This window comes from Kiritimatiella glycovorans, assembly GCF_001017655.1.
Classification (GTDB): Bacteria; Verrucomicrobiota; Kiritimatiellia; order Kiritimatiellales; family Kiritimatiellaceae; genus Kiritimatiella; species Kiritimatiella glycovorans.
Genome location: NZ_CP010904.1, coordinates 590,562 through 608,585 on the forward strand (window position 1 = coordinate 590,562; position 18,024 = coordinate 608,585).

16 protein-coding genes and 1 other RNA gene are annotated in these 18,024 nt (G+C 63.5%); 11 read left to right on the forward strand and 6 right to left on the reverse strand.

Annotated features, from left to right (window positions below; translation table 11 throughout):
• The first annotated feature begins 222 nt into the window (after positions 1–222).
• Positions 223–2,019 carry a 30S ribosomal protein S1 gene (gene rpsA / locus L21SP4_RS02480; protein WP_074041357.1) on the forward strand — a complete coding sequence of 599 codons (1,797 nt, stop codon included), beginning with the start codon at positions 223–225 and terminating at the stop codon, positions 2,017–2,019.
• Positions 2,012–3,232, forward strand: a complete 1,221-nt coding sequence (gene tyrS, locus L21SP4_RS02485; RefSeq protein ID WP_052881176.1) for a tyrosine--tRNA ligase — start codon at positions 2,012–2,014, stop codon at positions 3,230–3,232. The genes rpsA and tyrS overlap by 8 nt, the downstream gene beginning before the upstream one ends.
• Before the next feature lie 74 nt (positions 3,233–3,306).
• Here tyrS and L21SP4_RS02490 read toward each other — a convergent pair whose 3' ends face one another.
• The 3 genes from L21SP4_RS02490 to L21SP4_RS02500 are packed head-to-tail and all read right to left on the reverse strand — an operon-like array spanning position 3,307 to position 6,712.
• Positions 3,307–4,119, reverse strand: a complete 813-nt coding sequence (locus tag L21SP4_RS02490; RefSeq protein WP_052881177.1) for a prepilin peptidase — start codon at positions 4,117–4,119, stop codon at positions 3,307–3,309.
• Positions 4,119–4,991, reverse strand: a complete 873-nt coding sequence (aroE, locus tag L21SP4_RS02495; protein WP_052881178.1) for a shikimate dehydrogenase — start codon at positions 4,989–4,991, stop codon at positions 4,119–4,121. Before aroE ends, L21SP4_RS02490 begins: the two co-directional genes overlap by 1 nt.
• A 32-nt stretch (positions 4,992–5,023) precedes the next feature.
• The gene (locus tag L21SP4_RS02500) at positions 5,024–6,712 is read right to left on the reverse strand and encodes a 2-isopropylmalate synthase (RefSeq protein ID WP_052881179.1); all 1,689 of its coding nucleotides are present in this window, start codon (positions 6,710–6,712) and stop codon (positions 5,024–5,026) included.
• A gap of 308 nt (positions 6,713–7,020) precedes the next feature.
• Between L21SP4_RS02500 and L21SP4_RS02505 the strand changes: the two genes are divergently transcribed.
• On the forward strand, positions 7,021–7,941 hold the full coding sequence (locus L21SP4_RS02505) for a radical SAM protein (protein WP_160300638.1): 921 nt from the start codon (positions 7,021–7,023) through the stop codon (positions 7,939–7,941).
• Here the strand turns inward: L21SP4_RS02505 and L21SP4_RS02510 are convergent.
• Complete coding sequence (locus L21SP4_RS02510) at positions 7,883–9,124, reverse strand: ISL3 family transposase (protein WP_052881181.1); 1,242 nt, start codon at positions 9,122–9,124, stop codon at positions 7,883–7,885. The genes L21SP4_RS02505 and L21SP4_RS02510 overlap by 59 nt on opposite strands.
• 104 nt (positions 9,125–9,228) lie before the next feature.
• Here L21SP4_RS02510 and L21SP4_RS02515 point away from each other — a divergent pair, with 104 nt between their 5' ends.
• From L21SP4_RS02515 to recR, 7 genes are all read left to right on the forward strand, one after another.
• A complete protein-coding gene (locus tag L21SP4_RS02515) occupies positions 9,229–9,927 on the forward strand; it encodes a radical SAM/SPASM domain-containing protein (RefSeq protein ID WP_052881182.1) in 699 nt (232 codons plus the stop codon).
• Entirely contained in the window at positions 9,911–10,870 is a 960-nt protein-coding gene (gene nadE / locus L21SP4_RS02520) for an NAD(+) synthase (protein WP_052881183.1), read from the forward strand. The genes L21SP4_RS02515 and nadE overlap by 17 nt, the downstream gene beginning before the upstream one ends.
• Before the next feature lie 378 nt (positions 10,871–11,248).
• Positions 11,249–11,531: signal recognition particle sRNA large type (ffs, locus tag L21SP4_RS12255), an RNA gene on the forward strand.
• 39 nt (positions 11,532–11,570) lie between these two features.
• On the forward strand, positions 11,571–12,791 hold the full coding sequence (gene dnaX / locus L21SP4_RS02525; RefSeq protein WP_052881184.1) for a DNA polymerase III subunit gamma/tau: 1,221 nt from the start codon (positions 11,571–11,573) through the stop codon (positions 12,789–12,791).
• Between the two features lie 47 nt (positions 12,792–12,838).
• Positions 12,839–13,195, forward strand: coding sequence for a hypothetical protein (locus L21SP4_RS02530; RefSeq protein ID WP_052881185.1), 357 nt, complete (start codon positions 12,839–12,841; stop codon positions 13,193–13,195).
• Complete coding sequence (locus L21SP4_RS02535) at positions 13,192–13,503, forward strand: YbaB/EbfC family nucleoid-associated protein (RefSeq protein WP_052881186.1); 312 nt, start codon at positions 13,192–13,194, stop codon at positions 13,501–13,503. Before L21SP4_RS02530 ends, L21SP4_RS02535 begins: the two co-directional genes overlap by 4 nt.
• Before the next feature lie 150 nt (positions 13,504–13,653).
• The gene (gene recR / locus L21SP4_RS02540) at positions 13,654–14,223 is read left to right on the forward strand and encodes a recombination mediator RecR (RefSeq protein ID WP_256381201.1); all 570 of its coding nucleotides are present in this window, start codon (positions 13,654–13,656) and stop codon (positions 14,221–14,223) included.
• A gap of 3 nt (positions 14,224–14,226) precedes the next feature.
• Here the strand turns inward: recR and L21SP4_RS02545 are convergent, their stop codons facing one another.
• Both L21SP4_RS02545 and L21SP4_RS02550 read right to left on the reverse strand, forming a co-directional pair.
• A complete protein-coding gene (locus tag L21SP4_RS02545) occupies positions 14,227–15,135 on the reverse strand; it encodes a universal stress protein (protein ID WP_052881188.1) in 909 nt (302 codons plus the stop codon).
• A complete protein-coding gene (locus tag L21SP4_RS02550) occupies positions 15,132–16,751 on the reverse strand; it encodes a BCCT family transporter (RefSeq protein ID WP_052882942.1) in 1,620 nt (539 codons plus the stop codon). The genes L21SP4_RS02545 and L21SP4_RS02550 overlap by 4 nt, the downstream gene beginning before the upstream one ends.
• Positions 16,752–16,981: 230 nt before the next feature.
• Here L21SP4_RS02550 and L21SP4_RS02555 point away from each other — a divergent pair, with 230 nt between their 5' ends.
• On the forward strand, positions 16,982–17,992 hold the full coding sequence (locus L21SP4_RS02555) for an SH3 domain-containing protein (RefSeq protein ID WP_052881189.1): 1,011 nt from the start codon (positions 16,982–16,984) through the stop codon (positions 17,990–17,992).
• The last annotated feature ends 32 nt before the right edge of the window (positions 17,993–18,024 follow it).

Genomic DNA, 18,024 nt, shown 5'->3' on the forward strand with positions numbered 1-18,024 from the left:
GAAGCCGACCACGGATTACCGATGACTCGGATGGGGTCTCGAAATCCGAATCGAATTCGGGATTATGAATTCCGCACATGGCGCTTACCCGATTTCCCCTTGCATTCAAACGGGCATCGGGTAGACTGCGCAATCTTTTGAAGAAGAGGGCTTTCGCGATAAGTTTACCGGCCGGGTGGCCGTGAGCGGGACCCCATAAAGTACAGCGAGCGAAACCGGGTAATGAACGAAGAACAAAACACCATAACCGAAGAAATGCTTCAGGACGACACCAGCGCCCTGGAGAAAATGTACGAAGAAACCCTCCGCGATTTCCAGGAGGGCTCGATCGTAACCGGAAAGATTATCGATATCCGCCCCAATGAGGTGCTCGTCGATATCGGCTATAAATCCGAGGGGCTGGTCTCCAGAGAAGAATTTGACAGCGAAGAGGAAATCGAGGCGGACCGCGAGATCGAAGTCTTCCTCGACCGCCTCGAAGATGAGCACGGCATGGTCGTGCTCAGCAAACACCGCGCCGACCTCCAGCGGAACTGGAATAAGGTCATCGCCACCTGCGAGGAAGGCTCGACCATCGAAGGCAACGTCAAGCGCCGCGTGAAAGGCGGGCTGATCGTCGATATCAACGGAATCGAGGCTTTCCTGCCGGGATCGCAGGTCGATGTGGTTCCCGTGCGCGATCTCGACGAGTGCATCGGACAGACCTACGAATTCAAGATCCTCAAGATCAACGAGGAACGCAAAAACATCGTGGTCTCCCGCCGCGAACTCATCGAGGAATCGCGGCGCGAAGCGCGCCAGCAGCTCCTCGCCGAAATCAAACCCGGCCAGATCCGCAGCGGTAGGGTCAAGAATATCACCGATTTCGGCGCTTTTATCGACCTCAACGGCGCCGACGGGCTGCTCCATGTCACGGATATGGGCTGGGGTCGCGTGAACCATCCCTCGGAAGTGGTTTCCGTCGGCCAGGAACTCGAAGTGATGGTCCTCGACGTGAACCGCGAGAAAGAACGCATCTCGCTCGGCCTGAAACAGACCCAGCGCAATCCCTGGGAGGATATCGAAGAGCGCTATCCGGTCGGCAGCCGGGTGCACGGCCGCGTAATGAAAGTGGCCCCCTACGGCGCGTTCGTCGAAATCGAGGAAGGCGTCGAAGGACTGGTGCACGTGTCCGAGATGTCGTGGACGAAGCGCGTCGCCAAGGCTGCGGATGTCGTCAACGAGGGCGATGAAGTGGATGTGGTGGTGCTCTCCATCAACAAGGACGAACAGAAGATCTCGCTCGGTATGCGCCAGACGGAGGCCAACCCGTGGGAGGTCGCCGCGGAAACCTATCCCATCGGCTCCCGCGTGAAGGGGACGGTCCGCAACTTCACTTCGTACGGCGCGTTCGTGGAAGTGGAAGAGGGCATCGACGGCATGATCCACGTCTCCGACATGTCCTGGACCCGTAAGGTCAACCACCCGTCGGAAGTGCTCGAAAAAGGCGAGGAAGTGGAATGCGTGGTGCTGGAAGTCGATCCGGAAAACCAGCGCATGAGCCTCGGTCTGAAACAGGCGCAGGAGGATCCCTGGGCGAAGATCGCCAAGAAGTTCTCGGTGGGCGATATCGTGAAGGGTACGGTGACCAAGATCGCATCCTTCGGCGCATTCGTCGAAATCGAGGAGGGCGTGGAAGGTCTTGTCCATATCAGCCAGATCAGCAGCGACCACGTCGAAAAGGTCCGCGACAAGCTGGATAAAGGGCAGGAGGTCGAGGCCCGGATCGTCAAGATCGATCCCGCGGAGCGGCGTATCGGTCTCAGTATCAAGGCCGCGGAAGTGGCGGACGAGGATTTCGAGGTCAACGATGAGATGCTCGAAGGCCTCCGTCCGGGCGAAGATCTGGTCGACCTCGCCGGCGCATTCGACGACGCCATAAGCTCGCTTGAGGAATGGCATCCCGGAGACAAGAAGTCCGGCGATTCGGAAGAGCCGGAACCGTCAGACCAGTCCGGCGGAGACGAGGACCGTGGATGAGTGCGGGCGTCAGCTCGAAACGCTGAAGGCCCGCTCCGTCGACTGCGTTACCGCCGGCGAACTGGAGCGTAAGGTGCGTCGCGCGGCCGCTGAAAAGCGGCCGCTGCGCATCAAGTACGGCGCGGATCCCTCCGCGCCGGATATCCATCTCGGGCATGTGGTCGGCCTGAATAAGCTCCGTGAATTCCAGGAATTCGGTCATACGGTCGTCTTCATTATAGGCGACTTCACGGGCATGATCGGCGATCCTTCCGGGCGCTCGGCCACGCGCCCCGCGCTCACCCGCGAGCAGGTGAACGCGAACGCGAAATCCTACCAGCAGCAGGTGTTCAAGGTGCTCGATCCCGAACGGACCGAAGTCCGGTTCAATTCGGAGTGGTTCGGGCCGATGACGTTCGACGACGTGGTGCGCCTGAGTGCGAAGGTGACGGTGGCCCAGATGCTGAGCCGCGACGATTTCGCGAAGCGCTACTCCGGCAACCAGCCGATCTCCCTGGTGGAGTTCCTTTATCCGCTGATCCAGGCGTGGGATTCGGTCATGGTCCGGGCCGATGTCGAACTGGGCGGCACGGACCAGATCTTCAACCTGCTCCTCGGTCGCGAACTCCAGAAGGAGGAGGGACAGGAACCCCAGGTCGCGCTGACCCTGCCGCTGCTGGAGGGACTGGACGGGGTGCAGAAGATGAGCAAGAGCCTCGGGAATTACGTGGGCGTGACCGACGCGCCGGCCGAGATGTTCGGCAAACTGATGTCGGTAAGTGACGAATTGATGTGGCGCTACTTTTCGCTCATCCTCCGCCGCCCGGAGGACGAACTTAAAAAAACGCGCGCGGATGTCGGCGAAGGGCGCGTGCACCCCAGAGCAGTGAAAGACTCGCTGGCGCGCGAGATCACCGCCTGGTTCCATTCGCCCGAAGCCGCGGAAACCGCGGCGCAGGAATTCAGCCGGGTCTTCTCCAGGGGGGATGTCCCCGATGATATGCCGGAGCATGTGCTCGATGCCGGGGCGGTCGGGATCCTCGATCTCATCACCGCGGCCGGCCTGCTGCCCAGTAAAAGCGAGGCCAGGCGCGTGGTGAAGCAGGGTGGCGTCCGCCTCAACGGAGAGCGCATCGACGATCCGCATGCGCGGTTGGAACCGGAGGACGGGGCGGTGCTGAAGGTGGGAAAACGGAAGTTCTGCAGAATCCGGGTGGGTGGGGTGGATGAGTGAGAGATCTGAGTGGAATCTGAGTGAGAGACCTGAGACCTGAAACCTGAGTGGGCTTCTCACTCAGGGTGTCACGCTCATCCTCCCCTGACCCAGTCCACGTAGGCCCACCACAGATCCGACCCGCCGAGCATCCAGAGCAGCGCGGCCAGCGCGATCCAGGGGCCGTACGGGATGCGGCTCTGAAGATTTCTTCCGCCGAGGATGATCAGGGCGATCCCCACCACGGAACCGGCGAGCGATGAAACCATGATGACAAACGGGATCGAGGCGGCCCCGAGCCAGCCCCCCACCGCGCCCAGCAGTTTCACGTCTCCGTACCCCATCGCTTCTTTCCTGAACACGCGGCGTCCCGCCGCCGCCACAAGCCAGAGGAAGCCGTACCCCGCAGCCAGGCCGGCGAGCGACTGCAGGAGTGAGGAGAAGCGGTCCGCCGTCCCGTGAAGCTGCGGCACGAGGAGACTGAGTACCGGCCCCAGGACCATGCCGCCGATGGTGACCCGGTCCGGAATGATCAGGTGCTCCAGGTCGACGAACGAGCCGAGGATCAGTCCGAAGACGGCCAGCAGATAGACCGGGGTGACCGCCGTGAGTCCGTGAACCTCGAACACGGCGACAAAGAGCAGGGCCGTCAGCAGTTCCACGAGCGCGTAGCGCGGGGATATGGGCTCGCCGCAGTGGCGGCAGCGCGCCCGCAGGAGCATCCAGCTCAGCAGCGGGATGTTATCGTACCACGCGATCAGCCGGCCGCAATGCGGACAGTGTGACCGCGGCCGGACGATCGATTCCTCGCGGGGAATGCGGTGAATGCAGACATTGAGCAGGCTTCCGATGCAGGCGCCCAGCAGAAAGAAGATGAGATCGAAATAGAAGTGCCAGAACGCATCCACTACGCGCCTCCCTCTCCGTAGACCGCCCGCTTGAGCGCCCCGCGCATCGCTCCCGTATCCGGCTCAAGCCCCGTCCAGAGCGTGAAGGCGCGGGCTCCCTGATGCAGCAGCATGCCCAGTCCATTGGCCGTTTCGGCGCCCGCTTCGCGGGCCGCGCGGAGAAAGGCCGTCTCGGGATACATGTAGATCAGGTCGAAGGCTCGCTGACCCCCGCGGAATGCGCGGTCCGGAAGCGGCGAAGAATCCTCCGGCTTCATACCCACCGGCGTTGCCTGAACCAGCAGCTCGGAATCGCGGGCCCTTTCCGCCGCCTCGCCGGAATGGTCGGTGCAGTGCAGCTCCAGACCGGGGAAGCGCTCACGGATCTCGTGTTCGAGCCGCCGCAGGCGGCCGTTGTCCAGGTCGCTCAGCACGAGCGCGGAAGCCCCCTGTCCCGCCGCGTACAGCGCCGCCACCCGGCCCGCGCCCCCCGCGCCCAGAACAAAAACGGACGTTCCGTCCACGTCCCTCCCGAACGCCTCGCGGAGCGCCTCAATGAAGCCGTCTCCGTCCGTGTTGTGTCCTTCGGGGCCGCGCTCCGTGAACACGACCGTGTTCACCGACCCCAGCGTACGCGCGCTCTCGCCGAGCCGTGTCAGCGCGGCGAAGGCCCGTTCCTTGAGCGGCACCGTGATGTTGAGCCCTCCGAAGCCCGCGGCCCCGAGTGCGGGGATCACGGATTCGAGGTCGTCCGGAGCCACATCGAGCGCCAGGTACACGCCGTCGAAATCCAGCGCCGCAAACGACGCATTGTGCATGCACGGCGAAAGACTGTGCGCCACGGGGTGGCCCAGCACCGCGAAGGGCCTGGTATGACCGCCGACTTCCTTCATGCCCGTCTGCCCTTCATGGTTCGGGTTGCCGCTCAACTCCCTTCCAGCCGGTTGAGTCCGGCGACTATAGCGCGGACGGCCGCCTGGTCAATATTCGAGTCCGAGCCCGCTCCATAGACAATCCGGCCGTCATCCAGCTTCAGAGGCACGAAGGCCATCGCCGTGGCATCCGCTCCCTTGCCGACCGCCTGCTCGTGATAATCGTCCACGCTGAACCCGATGCTGCAGAAAGGACGCACGGCGTTCACGAACGCCGAGACCGGCCCGTTGCCGTCGGCCTCGCCGGCCTTTTCCTCGCCGTGAACCTTTATCCTGACCTCGCCGTGGATGTACCCGGGATCTTCGCGGTCCGGACGCGGCCAGTAGCCGACCAGCTCGTACGGCCCTTCGGGTTCGAGGAATTCGGACCGGAAGAGATCGTACACCTCGGAACTGGCGACTTCGCGCCCCATCCGGTCGCTGTAGGCCTGCACGATCTCGCGCAGCTCGCTGCGGAGATCCTGCGGTACTTCAATGTCGTAGTCCTGCTCCAGCACCCACGCGATACCGCCCTTGCCGGACTGCGAGTTGATCCGGATCAGCCGCTCGAACTTCCGGCCCAGGTCTTCGGGGTCGATGTGCAGGTAGGGCACCTTCCACCGCATGCCGAACTTGTCCGGCGCCTCGCCGAGCCGGTGGACGCCCTTGTTGATCGCGTCCTGGTGCGACCCCGAGAAAGCGGTGAAGACATACTCACCGGCATAGGGCTGGCGGTAGTAGACCGGCATCCCCGTCAACCGCTCAACCACGTCCGCCACCCCGCGGATGTCGGAGAAGTCCAGCCCCGTCTCGATACCCCGCGCATACAGGTTGTTCGCCACGGTCACCAGGTCGACATTGCCGGTGCGTTCGCCGTGGCCGAACAGCGTCCCCTCCACGCGGTCCGCGCCCGCGAGCAGCGTCAGCTCGGTCGCCGCGACCGCCATTCCCTGGTCGTTATGACTGTGCACGGAGATCGAGACCGACTCGCGGTGCGGGAAGTTCTTCGCAAACCACTCGATCATGTCCGCATAATGGTTCGGAGGACGGCGTTCCACCGTCGCCGGCAGATTGAGAATCAGCGGCTTCTCCGGCGTCGCCTTGCCCCATGCCTCATACACCTGCGTGCAGAGATCCAGCGTGAACTCGAGATCGGTGTCGGTGAACTCCTCCGGCGAAAACTGAAAGCGGATGTCCGCTTCAGGCATCGCCTCCGCGCGTGCGCGTATCTGCCGCGCCGCTTCGACGGCCTTTTCGAGGGTCTTCGCGCGGTCCATGCCGAACACGTGCTGGCGGTGCAGCTCGGAGGCCGCGATGTAGGCGTGCACGATGCCGCGTTTCAGGCCCCGGAACGCCTCGAAGGTCCGGTCGATCAGATGCGGGCGGCACTGGGTCAGTCCCATGATGTAGACGTCATCCGGAATGCGGTCTTCTTCAACCAAACGCCGCGTGAACCGGAAGTCGGCCTCGCTGGCCGAGGGAAACGCGATTTCGATGTGCTTGAAGCCGATCCGGCAGAGCAGCTCGAAATACTCGAGCTTCTGGTCGGGATCCATGGGATCCGGCAGCGCCTGGTTCCCGTCGCGAAGATCCACCGAACACCAGACCGGACTGGCCGTGACGGTCTGCGACGGCCACATGCGATCGGGCAGATCAATGGCCTCCGGTATGCCGTATTTGGGTGTGGTTCGTTCGTCCTTCATGCCTTCCCGCCTTCATGGTCTGCACGCTCTTATTCGCTCTCCCACAAAAAAACCCCCGCGGATTCCGCGGAGGTCTGCCACTCTGATATGTGCGCTCGATATACCCCTCCGCGGCCTTCAGCCCGCCCGTAGCAGGCTCCGGCTCATAAGTCGACCGAAGATGGGGTGCGCGTCATTCATGTCCCGGATCATGCCCCCGCCGCCCGCGGCGGTCAATTATAAAATCGGCGGGATTGCAAAATCACCCGATCCGGTATAAAATGAAACACGGTTGACGAGCGCACTTGATGATGAGAGAGGAGAAGCGCATGAACCTGCAACGCCTGATCACCCGATCTTCGAGCAAGCAGTTGTTCCGCCTGATGTTCGAACACCGGATTACGCGGAAGGCTTTTTTCAACGCGATCAGCCGGCGTCTCTACGACGAACTGGTCGAGCGCAACCCGGATGACCGGCCGGTCAAGGTGCAGCAGGACAAGCATGCCTATCTCATGGCCCTGCTCGCGCGGTTCGACCGCGCGGCCTCCGAAGGAAGGATCAGTGCCACCGTGACGGAGAGGATCGTCGATGTGTTCCTCGATAACGTGGCGGTGAGCGATGAACACCGCTCGGAGGCCGCCCGGCGGCTGGGAATCAGTCCGCCGCTGTTTGTCGTGATCAGCCCGACGGGCCAATGCAACCTCCGCTGCCGGGGATGTTACGCGGCCAGCGACCCCAGCCACCATAACAGCCTCGATTCCGCCACGTTCGAGCGCATCCTGAACGAGAAGAACGAGGAGTGGGACTCGCACTTCACCGTGATCTCGGGCGGCGAACCGTTTCTCTGGAAGGACGGCGACCGCGACCTGCTCGACGTCGTGGAGGATCACAGCGGCGACCTGTTCCTCGTCTACACCAACGGTACGCGGATCGACGACGAAACGGCGCGGCGCATGAGCGAGCTGGGCAACATCACGCCGGCGATCTCGGTGGAGGGGTTCGAAGCGGAAACGGACGACCGTCGCGGCAGGGGGGTGTTCCGGAAAGTCCTCAGGGCCATGGAAAACCTGCGGCGGCACGGCGTTCCGTTCGGAATCTCGATTACCCCCACGAAAGAAAACGGCTATTTCCGAATCTCTCAACGGGGTGATTTCGATTTGATGTCGATGGATACTGGTTCATCGGGCTGTCCTATACTGTGCGGAAACGGGTTGGGATTTGCGCAGGGATATCTACGTCTCCGACTGTGAGGAATATCATGTCAGTGAAGGCATCGAGCGTGCGGAATCCGCTGGCGCGGTTCTTGACGATTTTGACGATGCGGTTGAGCCCCTCGGCTATGGCATTGGTGAGCCGTGAGTTAACGAAAGCGAGGACGCCGAAGTAGTGCTGGCGCAGCGTGGTGACGAACTTGCGCAGAGGTTCCAGACGGCTTCGAAGGGCGGAGGTCGTCCAGCTCTTGAGGAAGCGTTCGGCAGCCCAGGGTGCCTTGTATTCCCAGAACTGCTCGAACTCGTCCTTCAGCCGCCATGCTCTATAGATGCGGTTGTTGGCCTTCTCAAGTGCCCGAAGGGTCTGGGTGTCGTCTTTGGATCGCGTTGAGGAGTGACGGTAGAGAAGCCAGCGCAGTCCCTTCAGAGCCTTGCGCTCGTCACCGCCGGCCAGCCGCCACTGCTCCTTACGCACACCGTCGACGGCCGTGTTGAGGGCTTTGACGATATGGAAACGGTCCAGGACAAGCGTGGCATTCGGACAGTGCGCCTTGATGGCCCCCATGAAGGCATCACTCATGTCGCAGCATGCCCACCGGATCTGTTTCTTCTGGTAGTCGCTGAGCACTTCATGGAAGAAAACATCAATGGTTTCGCGCTTCTTGCCCCTCCCGACCCACACCACACACGAGCGGTCCAGGTCGTAAACCAGTGTGGCGTACTTGTGGCCTTTGGCGTAGGAGATCTCATCGATGCCGATGGTCTTCAGCCCTCGAATCCGGTGACCGTCGCGGATACGGGTAATCGTCCGGTGGAGCACATCGGAGAGCGTGGAACGGGGGATACGCAGCAACTGGGCCGCCGCCTTCTGCGTCATGATCTGGCAGTACTTCAGCATCACGTACTCGAAGCGATAGGTGACACGCGCGAACCGCCCCGCCCAGGGGATCGCTTCAACCACCCGTCCGTGGGTCGGACACCAGATCTCCCGGGGGCAGTGTTGAAGCCATACGGTCCACCCGCAGACGGGGATGTCCCGCCACCGCCGCGGCTCGGGCATCACCCGAACAATGGTTCCGCGGCGGCCGCACTCCGGACACCGGCACCCGTTCTTGTGTGGCGTCACCGTCACCACGAAGTTGCTCCTCCCCTCGAAACCGAAGCCCACTACGCGCAGCCCCTTGAATCTCAACAGCTTCGCGACTACTCTGTTCCCGGTCATAGGTCGTGCTCCTTTCCTGCTGGTCGTCTTCGAACAACAACCAACAGTATGGACCGACCTATGGCCGTGTCACCTCCCTAAAGAAAGCCGTTGAGAGATTCGGATTGAGCCAAGAAAACTGGCGACGGGTTACGAGCGATGAATTCATCGACTTTTTCTTCGAAGAGCAGGGCGCCATTTACGCCTGGTCATTCCAGTACATGCCGGTCGGTCGTGGCCCGGCCCTCGATCACATGGTTCCGCCGGATGAGCGCATTGAAATGCTGCGCCGTACTCAGCAACTGGTGCGCGAACGCAAGGTGTTCTACTCGGACTTCTGGAACAGCGGCGTCGCGAGCAGCGGCTGCATCAGTGCCGGTCGCCGCGGCGGCTACTTCGCGATCGACTGGAACGGCGACATCACCCCCTGTGTCTTCATCCAGTACGCAGTGGACAACATCTATGACCTCTACAGGCGCGGCGGCACCATTACCGACGCGCTCCAGGCCCCGCTGTTCAGGGAGATCCGCGCCTGGCAGAAGGAGTACGGATATGCGCAGGAGGCGGAAAGCGTGGGCAACTGGCTCTGTCCGTGCATCGTGCGCGATCACTTCGAGGTGCTTCGCGACGCCGTGCGCCGGACGGGTGCACGCCCCCTGAACAGAGAGGCCGCGGAGGCGCTCGAGGATCCCGACTATGTGCGGGGCATGATCGATTACGATCGCGAACTCGAAGAGAAAACGGAGCCGATCTGGACCCACGAGTACGCAGAGCAGGCCCAAGAGGAAGAGGCCCGGAGCACCTCCGATGCCGCGGCCAACTGAACGTCCGGAAGACGCGGCGGCGGAGCCGGATCCGGCCCCGCTCATCAGCTTTATCCGGGAGTTCACGCGCGAGCGCAGCGCACCGGGCCTGGTCCTCGGCCTCAGCGGCGGACTCGATTCGGCGGTCCTTTGCTCCCTCGCAGCCCGAGCGCTGGGCGGTGGTCATGTCCATGCCCTCATGCTCCCCGACCGCACGACGCCTGCCGAAAGCCTGCGCCACGCTCGCGCCTGCGCAGACGCTTGCGGCGTCGACCCCGTGCTTCAGCCCATCGATCCGGTGCTGCTGGCCTTCAAGGACTGGCGGCGCTCATGGATGCGGCGCCTTCCGCGCTTCCTGGCCGCACCCCTCCTGCGCGCCGGATACCGCCACTATACGAAAAAGGCGGGGCATAGTCCCTATGAAGCGGGCATGAACCCCTCTACGCCGGGACCCTATCGCCGCATGCGCCTGAGCGCCGAGGCTTATTACCGGCTCAAACACCGCGTCCGCGCCGTGATGCTCTACGAATACGCGGAACGTCGCGGACTCCCCGTCGCCGGCGCCGCCAACCGCACGGAGTGGATGACCGGTTTTTTTGTGCGCTACGGATGCGACCACCTGGCGGATGTCATGCCCCTGCTTCACCTGTATAAAACCGGCGTGCGGCAACTCGCCCGCCGACTGCCGGTCCCGCGCGAAGTGATCGATATGGCCCCGTCACCCGACCTGATGCCGGGGATCACGGACGAATACGCCCTCGGTATCACCTACTCCCGCCTCGACGCCGTTCTCGAACTCCTCGACCGCCGCGAGTCCCCTGCGGACATTTCGAGACGGACCGGCATCCCCGGCGAAGAGGTGGAACGCGTGATCAAACTGCGCGAGCGGGCGGAAGCCATGCGCAGCACAGCGGCCACGGTCCACAACAGCCGCAAAGGAGCACAAAGGGACACAGAAGAATAAGGGCTTAAACGAAATCTTCCGCAGGGCCCCGCTTTGTCGGGGCCGGGTCGGGATAGGGGTGGAGGGTTGTTGAGTTGCTGGGTTGCCGGGAATGCGGCGATGAATGGTTATTCGCAGGTTTTTATGGAAGGTCGTCCGGGGGAACGGTGGAATGCGGGAGATCGGAGGCACATGATACTCAGCGATTCTCATTATGGCTTCACCCTTTTCGGTCGGGGTGGCACCCGACCCTCCCAGTGCCCGAAAATGCGTCGGATATCGACTCGGGAGGGACGGCTGCCACGCCGTCCGCGGTCGGAATGCGGCCATAATGAGAACTGCTGCATGATACTTGGCCCTGCTTGCATTTCCCCGCCTCCGGCGTTACCCTGCCGACCGCTGTGCTAGACGGGGAGGTAGCGGTGCCCTGATCCCGCAGATCGCGGGGGACCTGCAATCCGCTGCAGCAGGGTCGAATCCCCGAGTGAGGCCGCACGCAGGCGGGCGGACCCTCAACCGGAGGGCGTGGAAGGCCGGACCCTATGCGACGGTTCGCGGTGAACCCCGTCAGGACCGGAAGGTAGCAGCGGTAAGCCGAAGGATCGGGCGCCGTAGGTTCTATCCGGCCCGAGTCCGAAGGTCGGAGATGCCCGCCCGGCGGCGGTCGAACAAGGGTGCACAGCGCTTTTTGCTGAATCTGGAACACGGATAACGGACAGGCATGGCCTACGAAGTATTAGCACGGAAATGGCGCCCTCAGCGTTTCGAGGACGTGGTCGGGCAGGAACACGTCACGCGGACCCTCCGGAACGCGATCGAATCGGAACGCGTCGCCCACGCGTACCTGTTCGTCGGACCCCGCGGCATCGGAAAGACCTCGTCCGCGAGGATCTTCGCCAAGGCCCTGAACTGTACGGACCGCAGAGACGGCGAGCCGTGTAACGAGTGCGAGTCCTGCACGGAGATCACCGCCGACCGGAGTCTCGACGTGATCGAGATCGACGGTGCATCGAATAACGGGGTCGATGACGTCCGCGAACTTCGGGATAACGCCCGCTACGCCCCGAACCGGGGGCCGTTCAAGATCTACGTCATCGATGAAGTGCACATGCTCAGCACGGGGGCGTTCAATGCGCTCCTGAAGACGCTCGAGGAACCGCCTCCTCACGTGAAGTTCTTCTTCGCCACCACCGAGCCCCGGAAAGTACCCAATACCATCCTCTCGCGCTGTCAGCGCTTCGATCTGCGCCGCATCTCGGTCGCGGACCTCGGGACCCAGCTGCGGAAAATCGCCGCCGCCGAAGAGATCGAGATCACCGAAGAGGCGCTGCTCGCGATCGCCCGCGGTGCGGAAGGGGGTATGCGGGACGCCGAGTCGGCGCTCGACCAGCTCGTCTCTTTCCGCGGGAAGCATATTAACGAGGAAGATGTCCTCGCCGTCTTCGGACTGGTCTCGCAGGGCGCGCTCTACGGCCTGCTCCAGGCGGTGCTCGACGGCGACCGCGGAACGATCCTCGACCGGATCGCCGAATTCGATCGTTCGGGCCGCGATCTGCCGCGGCTGGTGGGCGAACTGCTCGACGGAGTGCGGCACCTGCTGGTGCTGAACTGTGCCGGAGAGGAGCAGGTCGGCGAAGCCCTGACCGATGCGCAGGTCGAGGCGCTCAAAGCATTGGCCGGGAAGGTCGACGAGGAACGCCTGCTCAGAATGACCGATATCCTCGTCGAAACCGATCTCCGGATGAAGTCCTCGCTCTCACCGCGCACCCTGCTGGAGACCGGACTGGTCCGCTGCTCGCGTGCCGCCACGGTGGTCTCCATGGATGAGCTCATCCGCCGGCTCTCCGAGCTGGAGGGCGGGGATTCCGGATCTCCGGATCCGTCGCCGGATCCGTCGCCCGCCCCGGAGGCGAAAAAAAAAAGAGCGCCGCGGATGAGCTGACGGAGCTTCGCGCCGCCTGGCCGGACATTGCGGAACAGGCGGCGCGCATGGATCCGCGGGCGCGGGACGCCCTGATCGACCTCAGACCATACCGCGTCGAAGCCGAACGCGTCGTGCTGGCGATCGACGAGGAATTCGCCACGGAGCGCGAGGTCTTGAATACCCCGCCGGTGCGCAATACGCTGGTGCAGATCATGAGCCGGCGGCTGGGCCGCGGGGTGGGGGTGGAAATCGTGGCCGACGCTTCCGGTCACGGAACAGAGCCCGCCGCCGAACCGGTGCGCGATCTCATGCAGGACCGCTCACGGTGGAACAACGATCCCGTGGTGCGCAGGATTCTCGAATCGTTCAACGGACACATCCTTGAGGTAAGGGGATGGGATAAAGGAGGACCCTCACGATGAAAAATATGGGTAAACTGCTCAAACAGGCCGCTTCGATGCAGAAGGATCTGCAGAAAAAACAGGCGGAACTGGCGGAGAAGGAAGTGGAATTCAGCAGCGGCGGCGGGGCGGTAAAGGCGACCGCCACCTGCGACCTGCAGATCAGGAGCATCAAAATCGACCCCTCGGCGGTCGATCCCGACGATGTCGAAATGCTGGAGGATCTGGTGACGTCCGCCGTCGACGGCGCGCTGGGTAAGGCCCGCGAAACCATGCAGTCCGAACTCGGCGGTATCGCGGGCGGCCTCGGCGGCGGGTTGCCGATGTAGGCCGCACGGCGCCACAAAGAAGCGCAGAAGAGAAAAAAAGAGCCACGAAAAGGCACAGGAAGCACAGAAGAGACAAGAGGGCCGCAAAGGAAACAGAAGGGGCTGGAGACCATCATCAAACCACCGCGCATTCTGGACACGGTCAGCGGGCTGCTGCAGAAACTGCCCGGCGTGGGACGCCGCTCGGCCGAGCGGATGACGCTGGCGCTGGCGCAGGGCGACCGCGCACTGGCGCGGCGTCTTTCGCAGGCCCTGCAGCAGATGGATGAGGAGGTCGTGAGCTGCGCCCGGTGCGGACACCCGACCACGCGCTCGCAGGACCCGTGCACCCTCTGTACCGATCCCGAACGCGACCCGCGGCTGCTGTGCGTGGTTGAGGATCCCGGCGATATCGTCCGCCTCGAGCGCACCGGGGTGTTCCACGGACGCTATCATGCGCTGATGGGCAAACTCTCCGCCGGGAGTGGAACGGGACCGGGGCAGCTGCGCATTGAGCCGCTGCTTAAACGCATTGCCGAAGAAGGGGTGGAGGAAGTGCTGCTTGCGCTCGACACCGATACGGAGAGCGAAACGACCGCGGGATACCTGCGCGAGCTGCTGGAATCGCGCGGCATCACCGTCACCCGCCTTGCCCGCGGGCTCCCCTCGGGCAGCGCCATCGAATATCTCGACCCCGACACGCTCGCCGGCGCGGTCAGGGCGCGGGAGCGGTTCGAATAGGCCCTACTTCTTCCCGAATATCGCGTCCGCCAGTCCGGCGAGGCGCGAGACGTGGGGGAGAATCATCACGGGCACGTTCAAGTCGGTCCGGCGCAGGTTCTCGGTCACATTGCCCAGCAGCGAAGTCACGGATGCCGGACGGCCCTTCGCCCCGACCATGACCAGATCGCACGCCTTGTTCTCTGCATCGCGCAGTAATCGCTCCGCTTCATTCTCCCGCGCGTCCCGCTGTTGCTCGAAGGTGCAGGGGATGGTCTTTTTCTGGAGGTCGAACCTGGCGAGGAACGAGCGGAAGCGGCGTTTCCGTCTGCGCCGGCTGCCGGCCGGCTCGCGGAAGGAGGCGAACGGATAATAGCTGCGCGTGGTGTCGTAGAGGTGATAGCAGCTCAACTCCGCCCCGCTGCGCCGCGCAAGCTTCCAGGCCGTTCGGAAGGCGCGCTCGGACTCGCGTGAGAAGTCGACGGCGCACAGTATATGTTCAAGGCGCGGCGGGGCTTCGGGCGGGACGAGCACCACCGGCGCCGGCGCCTCCGCGATGATGCGGCGGCCGTAGCGCCCGCGCCGCTGTCCCGATTTCTTCTGCCCCAGCAGGATCAGGTCGCAGTGTTCATTGCGCGCGTAGGCCAGCATCACGCGCGCCGCGTCTTCGCGGCTGATCTTGGTTACCAGTTCCGCCTCCCGCTCGCTCCCGAAGTGACGGCCGATGAGGCCCTCGAGTTCCCCGCGCAGGGCGTCCTCCACCGACCGGCCGGCGTCCCGGCCTCCGTCGCCCAGGTCATAGGCCTGGACCACATGCAGGAAGATGACCTTCTCCGCATGCAGTCGGTCGGCCAGAAAGGCGGCGTAGCGAATCAGCGGCCGGTCCATCTCTGTCAGATCGAGCAGTACCAGGATGTTCCGGAAGCGTCTCATGAGGTATCCTCCTCCCGGCCGCCGCCGGCCACCAGGTCGCGGACGAGATCTTCATACGATCGGCGTTCCTCTTCGCGTTCGCGCAGGGCCTCGCGTTCGCGTTCCTCGATCAGCCCGCGCCGCAGGCTCCATCCCATGCCGATCAGCACGGCGGCGAAGGGCAGGCCCGTGGATACCGCCGCGGTCTGCAGTGCACCGATGCCCCCGCCCACCAGCAGTACCGCGGCGACGGCCCCCGCCAGCAAGGCCCAGAGCACGCGTTGAAATATCGGGGTGTCCAGCTTGCCCCCCGAGGTAAACGCGTCCACCACCAGCGAACCGGAGTCCGCCGAAGTGACGAAAAACGACATCACGAGCAGCACGGCCAGCGCCTGCGCCGCGAGGGTGAAAGGGAAGTGCTCAAACAGGGCATACAGTGAGGTCGCCACATGATTGGAAATGCCCCGGGCAATATCCGCGCCCTCGTGCAGCTCGAGATACAGGCCCGCCCCGCCGAAGACACTGATCCAGAAGAACGTCAGCAGCGCCGGGACAATCAGCACGCTCAGCACGAATTCGCGTACCGTGCGCCCTCTGGAGATCCGGGCGATGAACATGCCCACGAACGGCGACCATGAGATCCACCACGACCAGTAGAAGATCGTCCATCGATGCTGCCATCCGTCACCGGCATAGGTCTCGGTCCAGAAACTCAGCTCGAAGAAATGCTGCAGATAACTGCCCGTGTTCTGTACGAAGCCGTCGAGAATGAACAGGGTGGGGCCCGCCGCGGCCAGAAAGATCATCAGGACCGCGGCCGTGTAGATGTTCAGCTCGCTCAGCCGCTTCACCCCGTGGTCGATGCCGGAAGCGACCGAAAGCGTCGCCGCGGCCGTGATCAGAGCGATCAGCACGAGCTGGAGCGTCAGCGAGTCCTGCCAGCCGAACAGGAAATGAAACCCCGAACTCATTTGGCGTACGCCGAATCCGAGCGAAGTGGCCAGTCCGAAGAGCGTGGCCGCCACGGCCACCACGTCGATCAGATGGCCCGGCCAGCGATAGGCGCGGTTGCCCAGCAGCGGATAGAAGACCGAGCGGATCGAGATCGGCTGGCGGCGGTTGAACGCGAAAAAGGCCAGCGCGAGCCCCACCAGTGCGTAAACCCCCCAGGCGTGCAGCCCCCAGTGAAGAAACGTCAGCCGCATCGCCGCCCTGGCGGCGGCCTCCGTCTCCGCCGCCGCCGTCGGCGCATGGACGTAATGCGAGAGCGGCTCCGCCACCGACCAGAAGAGGATCCCGATGCCCATGCCGGCGCTGAAGAGCATCGCGAACCACGACGTGCGCCCGAAATCGGGGACCGCATCCGGCCCGCCCAGCCGCAGGGTCCCGAACCGGCTGAAGGCCAGGTACAGGGTGAACAGCAGGTAGAAATTGACCGCCAGTACGAAAAACCAGCCGAAACGGATCGCAATGCCTTCCTGGATCGAGGAGAAAATCTTCTCCATCGGCGCCCCGACCAGCAGCGTCAATGCGATGAACAGCAGGATCAGGATCAGCGAGGGCCAGAATACCGGAGGATGCACGTCGAACCTCCGCCCCCGTACCGTACCGCCGTCCCCGCTGTCGCTCGAAGCCATGGCCGCCACTCTAGCCGAGGCGGCCCGCGGCGTCGAGAACGCGCGCGCATTCGGAAACGTTCCGCCCGCAACGGCGGGGGCGCTCATCCTTACGGGGGTGCGGGAAACATAACATCGCTTTGCATTTCAGCGATGAGCCTGTTATGAATCCCTGCACTGCGTACGCGCAGCACGGCCGCCCGGCCATGCAGGCGGCGGTCCGGAATCAGTCTTAGAGAGAGGAGATACGCATGAATCCGCATCGTTCGAAACGACTTCTCCCGATCCTTTTACTTGTCGCCTGCGCGTGGCATAGCGTCAGCGCTGACGAGCTGCGGGTCACCGGCGATCGCGTGAACCTGCGTTCGCGTCCGGCCCTCGCCGCGGGCGAAATCGTCGGCCAGACCGGCGCCGGGCAGACGCTGGAAAGGGCCGGCGATCCCGTCGAAAAGGAGAATTTCGTGTGGGTGCCCGTCCACCCGCCCGAAGGGCTTCGCGGCTACGTGAGCGCCGCCTTCGTCAGTAACGGCGTCGTCCAGGCCGGAACCCTCAACGTGCGCGCGGGACCGAGTATCAACTTCGGCGTCATCGGCACGTACGGCGAAGGCGAACTCATCCATATCGAACAGTCCGAGGGCGACTGGCTGAAAGTCCCCGCCCCGGACGACGGAATCGTCTGGATTGCCGATAAGTTCGTTCAGCCGGTGACCCCGCCTCCGCCGCCGGAAAAGGCGGAGAAAAAACCGGAGGATCTCCCTTCGGAGGGCGGGGATCTCTACCGCGAATCCCCGGAAGCCGAGGTGACACAGGAACCGTCCGAAAAGAAAAAGCCGGCGCCCGAAACGACCGTCGGCATAAAAGAAAAAGCCTCGCCCGCTGAAATGGACACCACCGTCAAGGGGCCGCACGCGGAATGGCTGCGTAAAGCCGGACGCGGGCCGGAGCTGCCGCTGTTTTTCGATCTCGACGAGGACGCCGAGCAGGGGGTCGAAGCGCAGGCCGTCGGCCGACTGCTCGACACCGAATCGACGATTCTCTACCGGCTGGTCGACGATGAGGGCGAACTGGTCACGCTCGTGCGCGGGCGTGAGGGCCAGATGAAGAAATATGTGTACTGGCGCATGAAGATCGAAGGCCGGCGCTATCGGGCCGAAGACGTGGAATCGCCGATCGTTATTCCCGAAGTCATACGCCTGCTGAAAAAGCCGCCCGAACATCTTCTCACTCCGGACGAGGCCGGCGGGGGGGACGCAGACGGATAGATCCCGGACCGGTCCGGCCTGTTCCATCGATC